The following is a 17,578-nucleotide window of genomic DNA, read 5'->3' as shown; positions in this document are numbered from 1 at the left end:
CTTCTCATGTAGGCCCACTGCACATCAAAGCTTCTGCCTTGTATAAACAGCCACAAATTGCTGCAAAATTCATCTCGAAAGATAAACAGCCCCTAGTTAAAGGCGAGCATTGCTCGCCTTTTAAATCTGCCTGTTACTCACAAGCCTGAGGTTTCCCAATGCCATAACCTTGCACAAAATCTACGCCTATTTCTTCTAACACTGCGTGAATTTCCGCATCTTCTACAAACTCAGCCACGGTTTTCATATTCATTAAATGTGCAATGGCATTAATTGACTCAACAATGGCGCGGTCGGTAGGTTGTTTAACAATATTGACCACCAAACTGCCGTCAATTTTTAGATAATCAACTGGTAGGTTCTTCAAATAACCAAATGACGAAGCACCGCTGCCAAAATCGTCTAAGGCAAAGCGAACCCCAAGTGCTTTCATTTCTCTAATGAACTCAAGTGCACGTGAGAGCTGTGATATTGCTGCGGTTTCGGTTATCTCAAAGCAGATGTTTCTAGGGTTAACTTGTGAGCTTAGTAACAGCTCTTTAACCCGATTTACAAATTCGTCATTACTTAGGCTAAGACCCGACAGGTTTATCGATACCACGGTATCCCCTTCGGGAAAGTACTGCTGATAGCGCTCGAATACCGTTTTTAAAACCCACTGGTCAATAATGGTTATCACGCTGTGTTTTTCTGCAGCAGGGATAAACAAATTAGGAGGAATGGTTTTACCTTGTTCATCGCGGTAGCGGATTAAAATCTCATAATGTTTGTGGCTATCTTGTTGGCCTATTGGCGCAATAACTTGTTTGGCTAAGTAGAATTGGTTTTGCTCTATCGCTTGGGCAACATTGGCGATGTAGCCCATTTGTTGTTCTTCATTAAACAACTCATCATCGTTTAGATTGGCAACATAAACTCGACCACGGCCAGCTTCTTTGGCTTTGTAGCAAGATAGGTCGGCTTTACTAAGTAACTCGGTGTCGTTTAATGCGCCAGTAATCGGCACCATGCCAATGCTCACACCTACGTTAAATAGCCGTTGATTCCAGTGAAAGCGGTAGCTATCAACTTGTGCAATAACTGTTTCACACAATTGCTGGGCATCGCTAAGGCTTTTATTTGGCAATATTAGGCCAAACTCATCACCACCTAAGCGGCCAACAATATCTTGGTGAGTGGTGCAGCGTTTAATTACGGTGGCAACTTCTGCCAACATTGCGTCACCGATAAGATGGCCTGCAGTATCGTTAACCAGTTTAAAGCGGTCTAAATCTAAAAAGCACAAAAAGCCACTAACAGCTTGCTGTTGAGATTGTTGCACATAAGTTTTAAGCTTTTCATTAAAACTAGAACGGTTGATTAAACCTGTTAATTCATCGTAAGCGGCCTGATAAGCAAGCTTTTTACTCAACAGGTGTTCTTCAGTAATTTCTTTGCTAATGCCACGATAACCAATGTATAAGCCATGTTTATCAAATACCGGCTTACCATTAAGCAGGAATATTTTTATGTCTTTACTGGTAAGTTTTAGCTTAAAAGTTAAATTGTTGATGGGCTGCTGGTAGGCGAGGGCTGCTTCATATTCAAGCCACGGGAAGCTTATATTGGGATCATGTTTGCACAGCTCTGCCAAGGTTTTACCAATAAGTTGATTGGGCTCTTGTCCATACAGAGCTTGGGTTTCGCCAGATATATAACTAAGGCGCTGCTCGGTATCTGTTTCCCAGAATACATTCGCACCAGCATTGGCTAAATCTCTGTAGCGGGTTTCATTCTCCGCCAGGATATGGCGAGTGATACTGCCGCGACGAATAACCTCGGCGAGTAAGATGATGATGAGAATGCTCACAATAAATGCCGACACTACTAGGCGAACCATCAACTTGTATTTTTCGTAAAAGGTTTCTTCTTTGTTGATGATTAAAGCGTCTACGGGCAGAGAGTTGAGTTTGAAACTGTGTTCGTTTAGTTGCTCCCAGTTAAATACCCACTGGCTACGCGCTAAGGTGATGGGTTCTATGCTTTCCATTGGTTCGTTGCTTAGAATGCGTTTTACTAGCTCGGCTGCGCGCATCGCATGTTGTCGGCCATCAAGCTCATCTGCTCCCACCGCGCCATACTTGAGTGTGGTTATGGCAATGGTGTAAATCGGGTTATTAGTCCAAGTAACCAACTGCTCGGTGCCTTGGTTCCAACTTAGTAGCGCATTGTTTTGGTTTGGGTTGATGAGTTGCCCTAGTAACAGAACAGGCACATTACTGGAGAACTGGCTGAATACTTCGCTGATATCATCTAAAGATAACTCTTCAATGACATGAATATTACTTGGTGCACCAGGTTTACCAAACACCGTGCGCGCTTTGGCTAAGTTCGCTAAGCCTGTGGCACTTTTGTCAACAATTAGCACCAGCTCATCAACTCCGCTTTGGCTTTTGATGCTGGTGATGGTGCTGGCAATATCGCGGTTTTCAAATACTCCGGTCATATTTGGAGCATCGAGAACGTCTTCTGTTACTCGATTAATGCCTAAATAAACGATGGGGGTGCTAGTAAAAAATTCGTTTCGATGATGGCGGATTAAGTTGAAAGCAGGGTCATCGGAAATAACAATAACATCTAATTCAGTGCTGGCATATTTGGTCTTGAGATACTTCAAAAAGCTTAGATTGAACTCACCTTGTGGATAGCGTTTAGCATCTAAGTATTCGTGGAATAATCGAGTATCTTGATCTTCTTTGAACGAGCTGTCTAAGCCCTTTTTTAGGTATCCTGTCCAAAAATGCTCTGCATGGTAAGAGTGGATAACTAATACATTATTGCTAGCTTGAGCGGCAAAACTTAAGGCTGCAAATAGTGTAAATAAAGGCAATATACATTTAAACAGATATTTTAGGATACTCGAGTTTTGCAAATTGGCTCCCTGCCTTAGCATTGTATTAGCTATCCCTAGATACAGTATCAACATGAACGTCTATTAAGCCTAAGCCATTGTTTGATACTTGCTCACCGATTTAAATAATCGCACAATGTTGATGATATATCGTTATTTGCGTAAGTGCTTATTAATAAAGCGTGAACTTAATTACAGCTTTGCTTAGCGGCCTAAACAATAGGCCTACTAATCACAATGATTACTGTAATTACTGCCTTGAAATTTAGTGGTTTGTGAGCCAGTTACCTAGATTTAAATTGCGCTAATTTCCTTAAGCTGCACTGTGTCATCATGGCAAAGCTCTGCAAGATGTATTTGTAGTTATGAGGCTTTCAGGGCTTTAGCTTTTGTTGTAGATAGTTGGCGAATAGTTCTTGATAAGCATGGGTTTCTTTTACTTGTTTTAAAGCCAGCTTAAATTGCTCAATCACCGTATCGTCTACGGCTTGATTAAAGGCATAACAAAGCTGTTCTTGGTTAAGCAGCCATTTTACTTCGTAGTTGCTTAGCGAATAGCTATTTTGTTTGGCGGCGTGCCGAATGGTTTGCTCGGTTCCGGCAATAAAGTCAACACGATTGGCTACTAGCAGTTTTATTAGGTGGTGGTAGCTGTCGGTGAGCATTAAACTGCCATCGTCTACTTCATTGTTCAGCAGCAGTTGCTCGCCAACATCGGCTCGTAGAACGCCAACCTTTAACTCATTGAGTTGCTCAAGAGACTGAATGTTTGGCGTGCTATCTGCTTTGCCTAGCAGCACAACACTAACGGTATCAATTGGGCAAACCCACTTAAAATATTGTTTACGTTTGGCGGTGAGAACCGTTGCAAACAATACTGTGTTTGGCTTCTGCTCTAATAAATAATAAGCCCGCTCCCAAGGCATAACTTTAATTGCTTGCTCGGGATGCTCCATCTGTTGCCACATCAGTTTCAATAGCTCAACCGCGAAGCCCTGAGCTTGTCCTTGCTGGTCAAGATAGTTAATAGGGTAGGCATCTTCTGTTAAATAGCTCAATTTATCTAGCGCAGCATAGCTAGATAAACTAAAGCAATAGAGACAGAGAAGGGTAAACAAGCGCTGCATAGTTCTACTCTACGAATAACAATTCGTTTAAGTATAGAAAGTGAGTTACTAAGCTTGCTAGATTTCTGCTAAATGTGCGCTAAGTAGAACTTAAAGTAATTACTCAATAGGCAATCTCACGCAAAATTCCACGCCGCTGTTGTCGGTAAAATTGCGAGCACTAATGGTGCCGCCATGAAATTCTGTTATTAACCTAGCAATATACAAGCCCAAACCTAAATGCGGTTTTTGTTGAGCTTGTTGGCTGCGAATAGACACCATTGATTCAAAAATTTGCTCCACCATGTTGTCGGGGAGGGTGGGTCCATGGTTGCTTATTAACAACACGGCATCTTTGTTGTCTTGCTGGAAACTGACTTTAATGGCCTTGTCTGGAAGACTAAATTCCATCGCATTGGCCACTAATTTATCCATTAACTGAGCGATGTATTCTGGCACACCGCTTATCAGCATGGTATTTGGGCTAATATCGCAGTCGAAGGCCTGTTCAGGGTAAGTGTACTGGTAGCCTTGCATGCAACCAGAGACTACCTTGTTTAGTGGAAATTCACTGGTTTCTGCTTGAGATAGACTTTGCTCTAAACGGGTGGCTTCGCTCATGTTGTTGAGGATCATGTTTAGTCGATTTACCCCTTCTTGGGCTCGGTCTAGGTACTTTTGCGTATCCTGATCATGCGTTTTCAAACTTAAGTGCTCTAGCGATGAACGCACTACTGCAACCGGTGTTCGTAGTTCGTGAGATAGGCGCGAAGACATATTTTCTAAATAATGGGTATATTGCGCTAAACGGCCAACAATATTGGCGAAGCTACGAGAAAGGTCACCAATTTCGTCACGGTCTTTAGAGCCTTGTAACGAGGCTTTAACCCTTCCTTGGCTATCAATGGCTTTTTCTGCTTGGTCACGTAGTTTGCGAATGCGGCTAGAAATGCTCGAAGCAAACAAAAATAGCGATAGTGTGCCCACTCCCATCACTAGCAGAATAATGTTAAATAAGCGCTCTAAAGCACGATTACGTAAGGTACGAATGCCGTTGGTGGTTTCCTCTGCTATTACTACCCCCATCACTTGATCGTCTATCCAAATTGGGCTGGCAGCGGCCAATACCACAGCTCTCCCATCGGGGGTTAAACGCCAAGTAGAGCCCGGTTTTCCGCTTAATGCTTGCTTAATGTGGCTGCCATCTAATTGGGTGGAGTCTTGTAATGAGTCGACAAAATCCTGAGGCGGTTTGGTTAATACCTTGTAGTAAAGAGGGTGAAGGTATTCGCTGGTGAACTTGTTCCACCAGCTTTCTTTGTTTATTGGGCTTAAGCTGCGAGCCCAAATGCTTTGGGTGCTTCGAATGTCGCCAGATTTAGCTAATACGCGGCCATGTTTATCAACTACCCAAATGCGTGAGCTGTTGTGGCTCATGCCTTTAATAATGCTTTCTATTTCCGGAGAAGGGACCAGTACTGTGCCAAGTTTATCCACTGTATCAATGGCCGAGGTACCAACAATGGAAACCAATTCTCGCTTGGGCGTGCGGTTTACATCATAGATAGAAAAGCCTAACTTGCTGCCCACCATGCTAAGAGGGATCCGTAGCTCAATATTGTAGCCTTTATCCGTTTTTAGCCATTGCCCCTGAATCTTGACCTCTGGTGTTACGGGAGTTGTTTGGCTGGGATCTAGCGGTAGCTCAAAAGCGTTGATCCAGCCGTCTTCGGTAGTGGCAACAATATAGCGGCGGAACTGACCGTCGGGAGCTAAAGTTGCAATCGCTAAATGGTCGTTATTATCTACTCGTAAGGTGTTTTTACCTCGGTAAACGACATCGCTATCGGTCACTTCAAAATAGGCGTATAGGTAACGGCCAAATTTTCCCACCATGTGAGTAAATTCGCTAGTTAAAGCTGTATTGGGATCTGCTTGATAAATAACATGTTCTTCACCATAGCGTAGCATGCGATGCTGATATTCCTGCCAATCGTTGAGCTTGCCATCGAGCTGAATTGGGCCAGACAAAGGATAAGCATATAAATCACGGCCTTTTTGCACTTGGCTTAAAAAGCTGGCTTGGCTGTTAAACAGTTTTGGCCGCTCATGCAGTGCGGTAGCAAGTGCTTGGGTGGTGCCTTCTAAAGTTTTTTCCTGACCTAAACGTAGGTATTTTTCCATCTCCCAGACATATTGATAGCCCAACCAAGGCAGGCACAACAAAAACAGTGACAAGATGGTGACTTTGGCCCGTAGGCCTATAGGTAATACAGGTAGCATTAGGCAAGGCTATCCCAGCGGTAACCCATGCCGTACACCGTATCGATGCACTCAAAATTTGGGTCTGCGGCTAAAAACTTTTTACGGATCCGTTTCACATGTGACGTAATGGTGCTGTCGTCTACAAAGATTTTTGCTTCGGTCATTAGCTCTTGGCGGCTACGCACATGTCCTGGACGTTTGGCTAAAGCATGCACCATCCAAAATTCGGTTACGGTGAGCTCGATGGTTTGCTGATCCCAGGTTACTTGCATGCGATTGCCATCAATGGCTAAGGGGCCTCGTTCTAACAAGTTGTTCTCTTCTGGGGCTGCGCCGACTAATTCCGAGCGGCGAAATAATGCTGCTATGCGGGCAACTAGGTGTGGGAAGCTAATATCTTTGGTGAGGTAATCGTCGGCACCTAAACGTAAGCCACAAACGGTATCAAAGTCGCTATCGCGAGCGGTTAAGAAAATAATTGGCAAGGTGCTAGACATAGCACGCAGTGATTGGCACAAGGAAAAGCCACCGTCTATTTCATCTTCTAGACCAATATCAATAATCGCCAAATCGGGCAAGCGGGTGTTAAAAGCGGCCAGAGCCGTAGGCCGGTTGGCATAGGCTTGCACACTGTAGCCTTGTTGTTGCAATACGTCTTTGTAGTTTTCGCGGATCGCCGCTTCATCTTCTACGATGGCAATTCGTCTCATATTGATACTTAAGTTCTAAGCTGCTGACTTGCATAGACTATACATTATTTTTAAGCGCCTTTGGGGGCTTCGGGGCAATTGCCATTTTGTTGCCACAATTGATAAGCGAACTGCCATTTTTACCGCCTGATAATGCCATTTCAGCGGTGTTTAATTGATTCATCGAAAGGGCAAGCACAAGCAAGCCTATTAAATTAAACACACTGAGAAGGACATACTCATGAAAAAGCACCTAATTGCATTAACCGTAATCAGCACTTTAAGCCTATCTACTCAAACAATGGCCAACAACGAGATTCAAGCAAGCGAGCGAAATGGCAAAACCGAAATGATTGGTTTTGGCTCTGGCGCGGCAGTCGGCGCTTTAGTTGGCGGACCTATTGGGGCATTTATTGGCGGCTTTACTGGCGTTTGGATAGGCAAATCGGTCGCCGATGAAGAAGAGTTAGCCGCCCAACAACACCAACTGGGTGAGCAGCAACAAGAAATTGAAGTACTGGCAAAACGCAGTGAGCAGTTAGAGTCACTTACTCAGCAACATGCCCGCGTGAATGCTCAGCTCTCTCAGCTAGAAATGGCGCAACAGCAAAAACTTGAAGAGCTAGCAATTGGTTTGAATGTGCAGTTTAAAACTGGTTCGTCGGTGATTGAGCCTCACTTTAAACAACAGCTTGACGATGTGGTATACGCCATGAGTTTAGCGCCCGATTTAAAACTCGACCTTACTGGTTATGCCGATCGTCAAGGTGATTCTAGTTATAACCAAGCCTTATCGGAGCAACGTTTAGCTGAAGTTCGCCGCTACTTAATAAATAACGGTATTGCTGAGTCGCGCCTGCATTCGCAAGCCTTTGGTGACACTGCTCCCTTAAAAGCTGAAGCTAATTTAGAAAACAACTTCTTTGACCGCCGAGTCACCTTAAAGCTGATGTCTGACCGAGGCATGTTGGCCGCTCAGTAATAATGGCAGCTAAAGGAGATAGCGTTATGAAAATAGATCTACTGAAAATCAGTACCCGCTTTTGTTATAGCGTCTCTTTTGGCGGCGCACTCATCATATTATGGGCGGCCTTTGTGTCGCCCAGCCAAGCGGCACTGCACACGGAGCGAGATGTTGTTGAACAATCTGAGCAAGCCAGCTTGGTGTATTTCGATAGTAATGGGCAGCGCCAGTACAGCTTGCCTTTATCTACAAAGGTAAACATGCAAGTCTCTGGCATGACCAATAGGGTTACTTTGAGCCAAACTTTTGTCAATGACAGTGAGCAGTGGGTAAACGGCACTTATATGTTTCCTTTACCCAATAATGCCGCGGTCGATCAGATGCAGCTGGTGGTAGGAGAGCGCGTTATTGAAGGGCAGATTCAAGAAAAGAAACAAGCCAAACGTACTTTCGAAACGGCCAAAAAGCAGGGAAAGCGCGCTAGTTTGCTTGAGCAGCTGCGGCCAAATATTTTTACCACTGCAGTAGCTAATTTAGGGCCAAACCAAAGCTTGGTGGTGAAGATATCGTATCAGCAGCAACTCAGCTATGAAGATGGCGAATTTAGCTTACGCTTTCCTATGGTGGTGAATCCACGTTACAGCCCGCAAATTTTCAAAGACCAAACCCGAAGAACGCTGGCCGATGAAAGTGAAATGCCCTTGTCTTTAGCCAGTTTGCTGCAGGAGCCTTATCAACAAGAAAACAACAGTAGTGAATTTAACCAGGCTTATCAGCTATTGCGCCATAGCGCTCGCCAATATGCGCAAGCTGGAAGCCAACCCTCACTCAAGGCAGATTTGCATATAGCCCTAAATAGTGGCTTTGAGCTCGAAACCTTAGAGAGCCTTTATCACCCAATAGATAAGAGCATTCGTAGTGACGGCACCATCGACATAAGCTTGCTCGATAGCAAAGCCAATCGTGACTTTGTTTTAAAGTGGCGACCCATAGTGGGCAGTCGACCAGAGGCGGCCTTGTACAGTCAAACTGGTTTAACTCACTCAAACACTCAATTGCCTGCCAAAGACGACTACGCCTTGTTAATGCTGATGCCACCACAAGGCAAGCCTGCCGATATTATCGATATTCCCAGAGAATTGATTTTAGTGATTGATACCTCGGGCTCAATGTCGGGAGAATCGATGATTCAAGCGCGTGAGGCCTTGCATGAAGCCCTGTCTGGATTAGCAGAAGGGGATTACTTTAATATCATTGAGTTTAACTCAAACTATCGTCGTTTTAAGCCGAGTGCTGTTAGCGCCAATGCTAGCAATAAAGCCAAAGCGCGCCGCTTTATTAATGGCTTAAGTGCTAATGGTGGCACCGAGATGTTTTCTGCTTTAAATGTTGCGCTAAGTGATCCCAAACAAGCAGCCTCAAACGCCTTACGCCAAGTAATTTTTATTACTGATGGGGCAGTGAGCAATGAACAGTCATTGTTTGAGCTAATCGATAATCGTCTAGCGGATAACCGTTTATTTACCATAGGCATTGGCTCTGCACCTAACTCTCATTTCATGCAGCGGGCTGCCGAGTTAGGGAAGGGCACCTTTACTTACATTGGTAAGCAAAGTGAGGTAAAACAGCAGGTTACACGCCTGTTCAAGCAAATTGCTCACCCCGTAGTGAGTGATGTCAAGTTGGCCTTTAGTGATGGCACCGTGCCAGAGTATTGGCCAAGCAGCATTCCCGATTTGTACCTAGGCCAACCATTGATGCTTAGTCTTAAGTTACCCAGCGGGTCGCAACCGCAACTGGTGGTGAGTGGCAATATTGATGGGCAATTTTGGCAACGTAGTCTTAATTTGCAAACCAAGCAGCCAGCAGTAGGCCTAGATTTACTATGGGCGCGCCATTATATCGCAGCCTTAGAGCTTAGCAATCGCTACCTGTATGAAGAGAGGGTAGAAAAACAAGTACTTGCCTTGGCACTTAAGTATCACTTAGTGAGCTCGCAAACCAGTTTGGTTGCCGTAGATGTAACGCCTGCTAGGCCGGCAAACCTACCTGTTTTAGATAAGCAGATAGATGGTGGAATGCCGCATGGTTGGCAGCCTCCTGCTGCTTTGCCTCAAACCTCAACAGCAAGCCGTTTACACATTTTGTTCGGTTTAGTTCTTCTAATTGCTGCCATGTTAATGCTTAGAGAAAAGCCGTTAGCAGGGCTAGCCAAGTTCAAACCATAAACGCTGCTAGAGAGCCGCCAGCTAACCAAGCTGGTGGCTACTCAAACCTCTACTTTTCACAATACACTGTTTTTAGGGAACGTTATGAGCATTAGTTTTTTAGCTAAACATCCAGTGCCATGTAGTCTATTTTTGTTGGGGATTTTGGTACTAGGCCACGGTGCTTATATTCAAGCAAAGGCATATTTGGCTCAGTTTTTAATTGCTCAAGCTTGGCAGCAAACCTTAGATGACCAACAAATACATAAACCTTGGCACTGGGCCGATACCTATCCCGTTGCAAAACTTAGCTTTGTAACCAAACAAGAAAGTATTGGTTTTAAGCATCAGGTTGAATCGGTTTATGTATTAGCTGGCGCATCGGGCAGAACCTTGGCTTTTGGTCCTGGCTTAGTGTTAAGCGGAGCTCCTATTGGGGAAGTAGGTAATACGGTTATTGCTGGGCACCGTGATACCCATTTTGCTAACTTAGCCGCAGTAAACAAAGGTGATTTATTACAAGTAGAAGCCAAGAACGGTGACATACTGCTCTACCAAGTGGTGAATACACAAATTGCTCATCAAAGTGACACCCTGTTTATGGCGCCCAGTGATGATAACCGCTTAACTCTAATCACCTGTTATCCCTTCAACCAACTGGGTGGTGGAGCAGAGCAGCGCTATATTGTAGAAGCGCTGCATGTGAATAAACCTGCGGCTATATAAGCCAACAATGACTACTAATGCCGCTGACTGTGTTGTTCGCGGTATTGCTCGGGGGTACTGCCTGTCCATGCGGCAAAGGCGCGATAAAAAGACGTTGCTTCATGAAACCCGAGTAAGAAGGATACTTCGGAACTTGAAATAACCGTTCGACTTAAGTAAAACTCGGCTAACTCTTGCCTTGTTTGATTTAACACCCCTTGGTAATTAACCTGCTCGGCACTGAGTTTTCGTTGTAGGGTACGTTTACTCATTGCTAACTCGCTGGCAACGTTTTCTATTGATACCTGACCACTGGGAATGAGCTCTAGCAGGGCACTTTTAACCCTTTGTTCGGTAGCTACATTGCTTTCTATCTGAGATAAGCGTTTTTTTAGTTCAGGCTCAAAGATATTCCACATACCATTGTTTTCAGTGAGAAATGCTTGCTCTGTATCACTGGTGCGAAAAGCTAAACTGAGCGCATCACCAGAGCTCACAGCAACACCAAAATATGCTTGGTATTGTTGGCCGGCGGTAATGCCCTTAGGGCAAGTAACGCTTAGAGGCTGAATATGTTTTCTTGTTGCGGTGCGGAGTAGTTGAGTGAAAAACACCGCTTCCATTAATACTAAACTTCGGCACAGACTTTGTTGTTTATCTAAGGGTTGTAAGCTTAAGCGAGTAAGCTCTTGGTCGGTTTCTATTTCAAGCTTTAACGGTGCGATTAGCGGTTTAAACTGCTGCAGGCGCATTAAGGCTACTTTAAAGTTCGGGCTGCATAAGCTGGCAAAGATAGGCGGGTCAAAGGCTTCAACACAAAAACTATCAGCAAAACATAGCGCCATGTCCCTGTCGCCAACTAGTTGGTCCAAACTATTCCAAAACCGAAAGTATTCGCTACTGGTAAGCATTGCGCCTTCTCGAGTGAATAAATCTGCAGGCAGTTTAGCAATTCGAAGTAGTTCACTGGGTGAAATACCAAAGTCGGCGAGCATTACTTGCCAACCTTGGTGAAGCGGAAATTTTGAAGCAGGTTTCATTGTTTCTCCATAATGGAAGGCTTAGCTAAATTTACTAAGCCTAAGCATTTATCTTATGCGGTCTTTTCCATTGCTTGGCGAGATAGCTTTAATACTAATTTACGTGGCAATAATGGAATAATCCAGTTGAGCATAAAATGTAAGCTAGCCTCGTTAATTACTAATAGTTGACCCTTTTCCATGGCTTGATAGCCACATTTTGCTACTGATTCAGCACTCGCTGCGTTTTTCCAAGCATCTACGCCTTGTAGGTTGCCGGCTTCGACAAAACCAGTGTTTACTGTTCCTGGACACAGCACAGTAACGGTAACGTTTGTATCTGAAACTTCTTCTGCAAGTGCTTGAGAAAAAGAGGTGACATACGCTTTACTGGCGTAATACACCGCTTGTAAAGGCCCCGGTAGCATTGATGCTGTTGAAGAAACGTTAAGAATTTTGCCTCTGTTTCTGGCTACCATGCCTTGTAAGTAAAAATGACTAAGCTCGGTTAAGGTCACCATGTTTAGTTGCATCATTGCTTGTTCGGCGGCGAAGTCTCGCTCGTGAAACTTACCATGACCACCAAAACCCGCGTTATTGATTAGAACATCGACCTGAATACCTAAACTTTCGGTGTGCTCGAACAATGTTTTTGCTGCATCGGGCTTGGCTAGATCTTGGGCTATAAATGTCACTGATACTTTATATTGATTCTCCAGCTCTAGTTTTAGTGTTTCTAGGCTTTGTTTACTTCTCGCCACAAGAACTAAATCGCCGCCTTATGCGGCATGTAAGTAAGCAAATTGTTTGCCTATGCCACCTGAAGCACCAGTGATTAAAGCGACGTTATTTGTTTGCAAAGTCATGTTGTATTCCTAGCTGCTGTAGTTATTTTATGTAGCCAGTTTATTAGCCGAAAAGGACAAAATCTTTTCCGATAACGACACTTTACTAGCCATTCGTGCCAAAACACAAAAAACAAAATGTTTAATGCGAAAAAGGCCGCTAGTGCGGCCTTTAGTTGTTAATCTGCGATAAGCTTTTAGCTAAGTACTAGGGTGTTGGGGAAGAACTGCGTCCAAATACCGTAGTGAACACCGTTATGAGTTGCTACTTGTTTACCTTCACTATTAAGCAGCTTTACAATTTCGCCATCGGTTTCTATTTGTAAGGTTTCTCCGCCAAACTCAAAGGTAAAGCCATTGTTATTTCTAGCAAAGCCAGGGTCGATAGCAATTTGCTCGCTGCCATTGTCATAACCAAATACTTCTAGTTTTGGATTTAAGCGAGTATCGTCCAAATTCAAGGTATCAAAGATGAAATCTGGGTTTTCAATGTTACGTTGGTTCTTAAGTGGTTGTTCGAATAAACCCAACAATACTTCGTCGATTAAGCGTTCCATTCCATAAATGTATACTTGAGCATCTGGGTACAAGGCTTTGGCTGTTTCCCACTCCATTTGGGTATTAGGAAGCACAGATGTTTGGTGCTCGGTAAACTCAGACTGCATGGTGATTTGCTGAATAGCGGTACCATTGTTGATGTCTTTAAACACAAGGTTGTTATGTACTTGGCCTAATACCTGTAGGTTTGACTCACCTAATCCATAATCAGTTTCCACCACCATTGGCAAGTTTGATAAACCACAGTAGGTAACGGCATATTCGGTGCCATCTTGCTCAAAGCCAGCCACGTGCGGTACTTGTAAGTGATAGCGTGGGAAGATATAGCTTTGCTCACCCAACTCAACAACGTATACCCGAGAGTCTTCTTCAGGAATCAGTTCGTCAGCTTGCTCTACCGAGTAGTATTGCGCGGAAAACTGCTCTGTTGGAAAAGCCGTTGGCATGGCATAAGATTGCGCCCAAAAGGTAACGGCGACTCCTGCAGTAGATAGCGCCATCCACATCGGCTTCCAATATTTCCCCTTGCTGTTTGCCCACCATAAAATGGCTAGTGCGATGGCTTGCGCTGCCCAAAAGTAAGGCATATAGCGGAAATAGTGTAAAACCCAGTCTCTGGGTACACCAATGGTTTGGCCTGGCTCGGTCATTAACACCGCACAAAAAATAGCAATTAATGCCAATGTTAATGCATACAAATTAAAGAGTATTTTCATTATTCCTCCCCTGCGAGCAAATTGCTGTTAGCGCTTACGTCTGCTTCAACAATAACGCTGCACTTTTGCTCTTGCTCACTTCACTTAATGAGTGGCAGTTAACTGCCGTTTCAATTCAAAACTTGGTTAAAGTTTTACATAGCGATGAGTTGGGAGTAATGCCCGTTAGTGGGAAGCATTGTTGCAAATAATGAACGAATAGAAGCTTAAGCTAATCATTAATAGAGGCTGTGGCTAAGTGTTGGTTGTTGGCCACTAATGAATGATGCCTTGGCCATAGAAGGGTAGATAAAAATCTTGTGCCATTATAATTAAATAAGTTAAAAGTAGGCAGCTGTTGAAACGCTTAGGCGAATCGTATTACCTTTAAGCAACCAACAGTCAGTTATTCGGTAATGTATAAGGAACTATATTGTCGCGCCTGTCCCCGCAGCTTAATCGCATAAACAGCTTGCTTGCTTTTATTCATCAGAATATTGAGCAAAGCATGAGTGTGCATGATTTAGCCGCGCAAAGCTGTTGGTCGCGCTGGCAGTTGCAACGTATTTTTCAGGAACTCACCAATAAAAATTTGGCCAAGTATGTGCGCGAACAAAAGTTGAGCCGAGCGGCAGAGCAATTACTTGATGGCAAAATGCGAGTAACCGATATCGCACTGCAATATGGTTTTAATTCTGAAGTAAGCTTTAGCCGCGCCTTTAAACAGCATTTTGGGCTCGCTCCCGGAGCGTATAAACGCCGCGGTGACCGCCAAGGCATTAGTGCACCAATGGTGCTAATGGATAACCCGCGTAGCCAAACTCAACGAATGATAGAGGTTCGCATAGAGAGCCGGCCTGCATTTAAGGTCTACGGTGTGGCGGGACAAATAGATAATTTGTATACCCCCCAAGCAGATTTTAAGCTAAAAGTTCCTTCTTTATGGCGCAGTTTTCATCAGCTTTATCCGATGCAAAGTGAAGGGTTAACCGGGGTGGTAGACACCCTAAATATTCACGCTAGCGGTAAACTTAATTACTTGGCGGGTAGCCAGCAATTAAGCGAAGCCTCTGAACAGCTACAGTGCTGGAATGTGCCACAGCAGTTGTATGCCATTGTTAGCCACACCGGGCTTATTCAAGACTTAGCGGCCACTATCGATTGGTTTATTCATCAATGGTTGCCAGAATCTGAATACCAAGGGGTAGATGGCTACGAGCTAGAATGTTATCCCGAGAACTACCAACCGCAGTCGCCAAGCGCGACTATGGAATACTTCCTACCTATTCAAAAATGATGATTTAAGTCAATCTCGCTGTAAATAATGCAAAAAATCTTGTTATTTGCACCAAATTGTTAAGTTTTTAAAATGTGATCTGTATAGAATCATAAATGAGAATCATTATCAGTAGCATTTAACTTTGCGTTAACAAGAGATAACAAACGGATCATGTTTAATACTAAAATCACTACCATTGCGATGCTGGTGGCCTCTGTATTGAGTGCACCAGCTTTGGCTGAAGAAGCCGCCATTAGCGAAAAACAAGCAGACGAAAAGCTAACGGTACTAGGAAAAACTTACCGTAATACGGCAACTAAAACAGCACTGTTGCCAGAAGAAACACCGCAGTCAATTTCAACCATTGATCGCGAAACCTTAGATTTACGCGGAGTAAACTCGGTTTCAGAGGCACTTCGCTACACCCCTGGTGTGCACACTCAATTGCGCGGTGGGGCAGTTAATCGCCTAGATCTATTCAATATTCGTGGTTTTACTAACTATCAAAACTACTACGATGGATTACAGCTGCAATACAATGCTTGGAATCTACAACCACAAATTGACGCCTTTGCGGTAGAGCAGGTAGAAGTATTTAAAGGACCAACTTCGGTGCTTTACGGCGCAATGCCGCCAGGTGGTATGGTTAACCTTATTGCTAAACGCCCAACCATGGAGCGTGCTACCGATGTAAGCGTAGCATCAGGTAGTCATAACCTACTAGAAGCGTCAGTTGATTCGCGCGGTCAAATAGGTGACAGCAATGTTGCTTACCGCTTCTTGGGTAAAGCAACTAAACAAGATGGAATGGCCGATACTTCTCAGCAAGAGCGTTACCTTATCGCTCCGTCGATTGATTGGCATGTGAGCGATAAAACGCTGGTTAACCTAAATGCTTATTATCAAAACGATCCTCATGCGGGTATTTACACCACCATGCCAGCTTATGGCACGGTGTTAGACAATCCGAACGGCAAGCTGTCGAAAAACTTATTCACCGGTGACGAAAACTGGAACAAGTTTGAACGCGAGTTTGGCTTATATGGTTTTAAAATTAACCATGAGTTCAATAGTAATTGGACCCTGTTGCACGCTACCCGTTACTTAGATGCAAAAGCACTACAGCACAATACTTACAATGTAGGCCTAGAGCCAACAGACGGGCGCACCGTTTACCGCCGTGCATACCTAACGGATGAAAGCTCTAAAGGTTGGACTACCGATACGCAACTAAGCGGTAACTTTACCACGGGTATGGTTGAGCATAGTTTATTGATTGGTTTTGATTGGCAGCAGCTAAAGTCTGAAGTGACATACTACGATGGAGCAACAACATCCATTGATATTTATGCACCAGACAATAACCAACTAAACCCAAATGAGGTTTACGATTACATCAAAGGTAATCCAGACGGTTACAACCAAGTTAACAGTTACAAAACCACTCAAACTGGTGTGTATATTCAAGACCAAATGCGTATCGACCGCCTAATTGTTATGGCTGGTGCCCGCTTTGATCAATACAAAAGTGACAGTGTTTACCACCTAGCTGGTGACTACACCGACAGTGTGGATCAAAACAATACCTCTTACCGTTTAGGTGGCTTGTACGAGTTTGATAATGGTATTTCGCCATACATTAACTACGCTGACAGCTTTGAGCCAACGCCGGGAACAGACAAAGACGGTAATGCCTTTGAGCCTTCAACCGGCAGCCAATGGGAAGGTGGTATTAAGTACAATTCAGCAGATATGAGCCAAATGCTTAACTTAGCAGCATTCCATATCACTAAAGAAGGTGCCTTAACTCAAGATCCAGATGGTGCTCCGCATCACCAAATTCAGGTTGGTGAATCGGTATCGAAAGGTTTTGAAGCGGAAGGTCGTTGGTGGGCAACTTCTAATCTGGATCTTACCGCAAGTTATACCTATCAAAATGTTGAGATCACTAAAGATAACTCAGGCTTAGAAGGTAAAACGCCGGTATGGGTTCCTGATCAACTAGCCAACTTATGGGCAAATTATCACTTCTTTGGTGGCAGCTTAGACGGCTTAACCCTAGGTGGTGGTGTGCGCTACATTGGTGAAACTCAAATTGATGCAGCCAATAGTAGCACCGTAGACGGCTACACCGTGGCAGACGTTTCAGTTAACTATGGCCTTGGCCGCTTAGGCAGCGGGCTAGAGAGCTCTGCGGTATCGTTAGCGGTAACCAACTTGTTTGATAAAGAGTCTTACAGTTGTTACGACACCTTAAATTGTTGGGCAAATGACGAGCGCCGTGTGGTTGCTCGACTAAAAATGGGCTTCTAAATAAGGGTTACGGAGCTAGCAAATTATTGCTAGCTCCGAGTAG

Annotated in this window: 11 protein-coding genes and 1 pseudogene; 5 read left to right on the top strand and 7 right to left on the bottom strand. The window is 44.1% G+C overall.

What is annotated here, in order from left to right:
* Positions 1-133 precede the first annotated feature (133 nt).
* From ACYFDN_RS01335 to pdsR, 4 genes are all read right to left on the bottom strand, one after another.
* Positions 134-2,911 carry an EAL domain-containing protein gene (locus tag ACYFDN_RS01335; protein WP_483509753.1) on the bottom strand — a complete coding sequence of 926 codons (2,778 nt, stop codon included), beginning with the start codon at positions 2,909-2,911 and terminating at the stop codon, positions 134-136.
* 353 nt (positions 2,912-3,264) lie between these two features.
* Positions 3,265-4,017 (bottom strand): substrate-binding periplasmic protein, encoded by a 753-nt coding sequence (locus ACYFDN_RS01330; RefSeq protein WP_483509752.1) that lies wholly within the window; start codon positions 4,015-4,017, stop codon positions 3,265-3,267.
* A gap of 99 nt (positions 4,018-4,116) precedes the next feature.
* Entirely contained in the window at positions 4,117-6,279 is a 2,163-nt protein-coding gene (pdsS, locus tag ACYFDN_RS01325) for a proteobacterial dedicated sortase system histidine kinase (RefSeq protein WP_483509751.1), read from the bottom strand.
* Entirely contained in the window at positions 6,279-6,971 is a 693-nt protein-coding gene (gene pdsR / locus ACYFDN_RS01320) for a proteobacterial dedicated sortase system response regulator (protein ID WP_483509750.1), read from the bottom strand. Before pdsR ends, pdsS begins: the two co-directional genes overlap by 1 nt.
* A gap of 220 nt (positions 6,972-7,191) precedes the next feature.
* On the opposite strand from pdsR, the gene pdsO reads away from it, so the two are divergent.
* The 3 genes from pdsO (at position 7,192) to ACYFDN_RS01305 (ending at position 10,847) form a co-directional block, all read left to right on the top strand.
* Positions 7,192-7,932, top strand: a complete 741-nt coding sequence (gene pdsO, locus ACYFDN_RS01315) for a sortase-associated OmpA-like protein PdsO (protein WP_483509749.1) — start codon at positions 7,192-7,194, stop codon at positions 7,930-7,932.
* A gap of 26 nt (positions 7,933-7,958) precedes the next feature.
* Positions 7,959-10,142 carry a marine proteobacterial sortase target protein gene (locus ACYFDN_RS01310; protein ID WP_483509748.1) on the top strand — a complete coding sequence of 728 codons (2,184 nt, stop codon included), beginning with the start codon at positions 7,959-7,961 and terminating at the stop codon, positions 10,140-10,142.
* 84 nt (positions 10,143-10,226) lie between these two features.
* Positions 10,227-10,847 carry a class GN sortase gene (locus tag ACYFDN_RS01305; protein ID WP_483509747.1) on the top strand — a complete coding sequence of 207 codons (621 nt, stop codon included), beginning with the start codon at positions 10,227-10,229 and terminating at the stop codon, positions 10,845-10,847.
* 14 nt (positions 10,848-10,861) lie between these two features.
* On the opposite strand, the gene ACYFDN_RS01300 is transcribed toward ACYFDN_RS01305, so the two are convergent.
* From ACYFDN_RS01300 to ACYFDN_RS01290, 3 genes and pseudogenes are all read right to left on the bottom strand, one after another.
* The gene (locus ACYFDN_RS01300; protein ID WP_483509746.1) at positions 10,862-11,866 is read right to left on the bottom strand and encodes an AraC family transcriptional regulator; all 1,005 of its coding nucleotides are present in this window, start codon (positions 11,864-11,866) and stop codon (positions 10,862-10,864) included.
* A 53-nt stretch (positions 11,867-11,919) separates the two neighbouring features.
* Positions 11,920-12,612: pseudogene (locus tag ACYFDN_RS01295) on the bottom strand (SDR family NAD(P)-dependent oxidoreductase); the annotation flags it as partial.
* A 275-nt stretch (positions 12,613-12,887) separates the two neighbouring features.
* Positions 12,888-13,964: a DUF3179 domain-containing (seleno)protein gene (locus ACYFDN_RS01290; protein WP_483509745.1), complete on the bottom strand. Its 1,077-nt coding sequence runs from the start codon at positions 13,962-13,964 to the stop codon at positions 12,888-12,890.
* A 412-nt stretch (positions 13,965-14,376) separates the two neighbouring features.
* Here ACYFDN_RS01290 and ACYFDN_RS01285 point away from each other — a divergent pair, with 412 nt between their 5' ends.
* Complete coding sequence (locus ACYFDN_RS01285; RefSeq protein WP_016402593.1) at positions 14,377-15,240, top strand: AraC family transcriptional regulator; 864 nt, start codon at positions 14,377-14,379, stop codon at positions 15,238-15,240.
* A 153-nt stretch (positions 15,241-15,393) separates the two neighbouring features.
* On the top strand, positions 15,394-17,535 hold the full coding sequence (locus ACYFDN_RS01280) for a TonB-dependent siderophore receptor (protein ID WP_483509744.1): 2,142 nt from the start codon (positions 15,394-15,396) through the stop codon (positions 17,533-17,535).
* Positions 17,536-17,578: the final 43 nt, after the last annotated feature.

It is taken from the genome of Agarivorans sp. D1326, from assembly GCF_056958115.1.
Note: the sequence above shows the minus strand (reverse complement) of the source record. Positions and strands in the feature narration are given on the sequence as shown.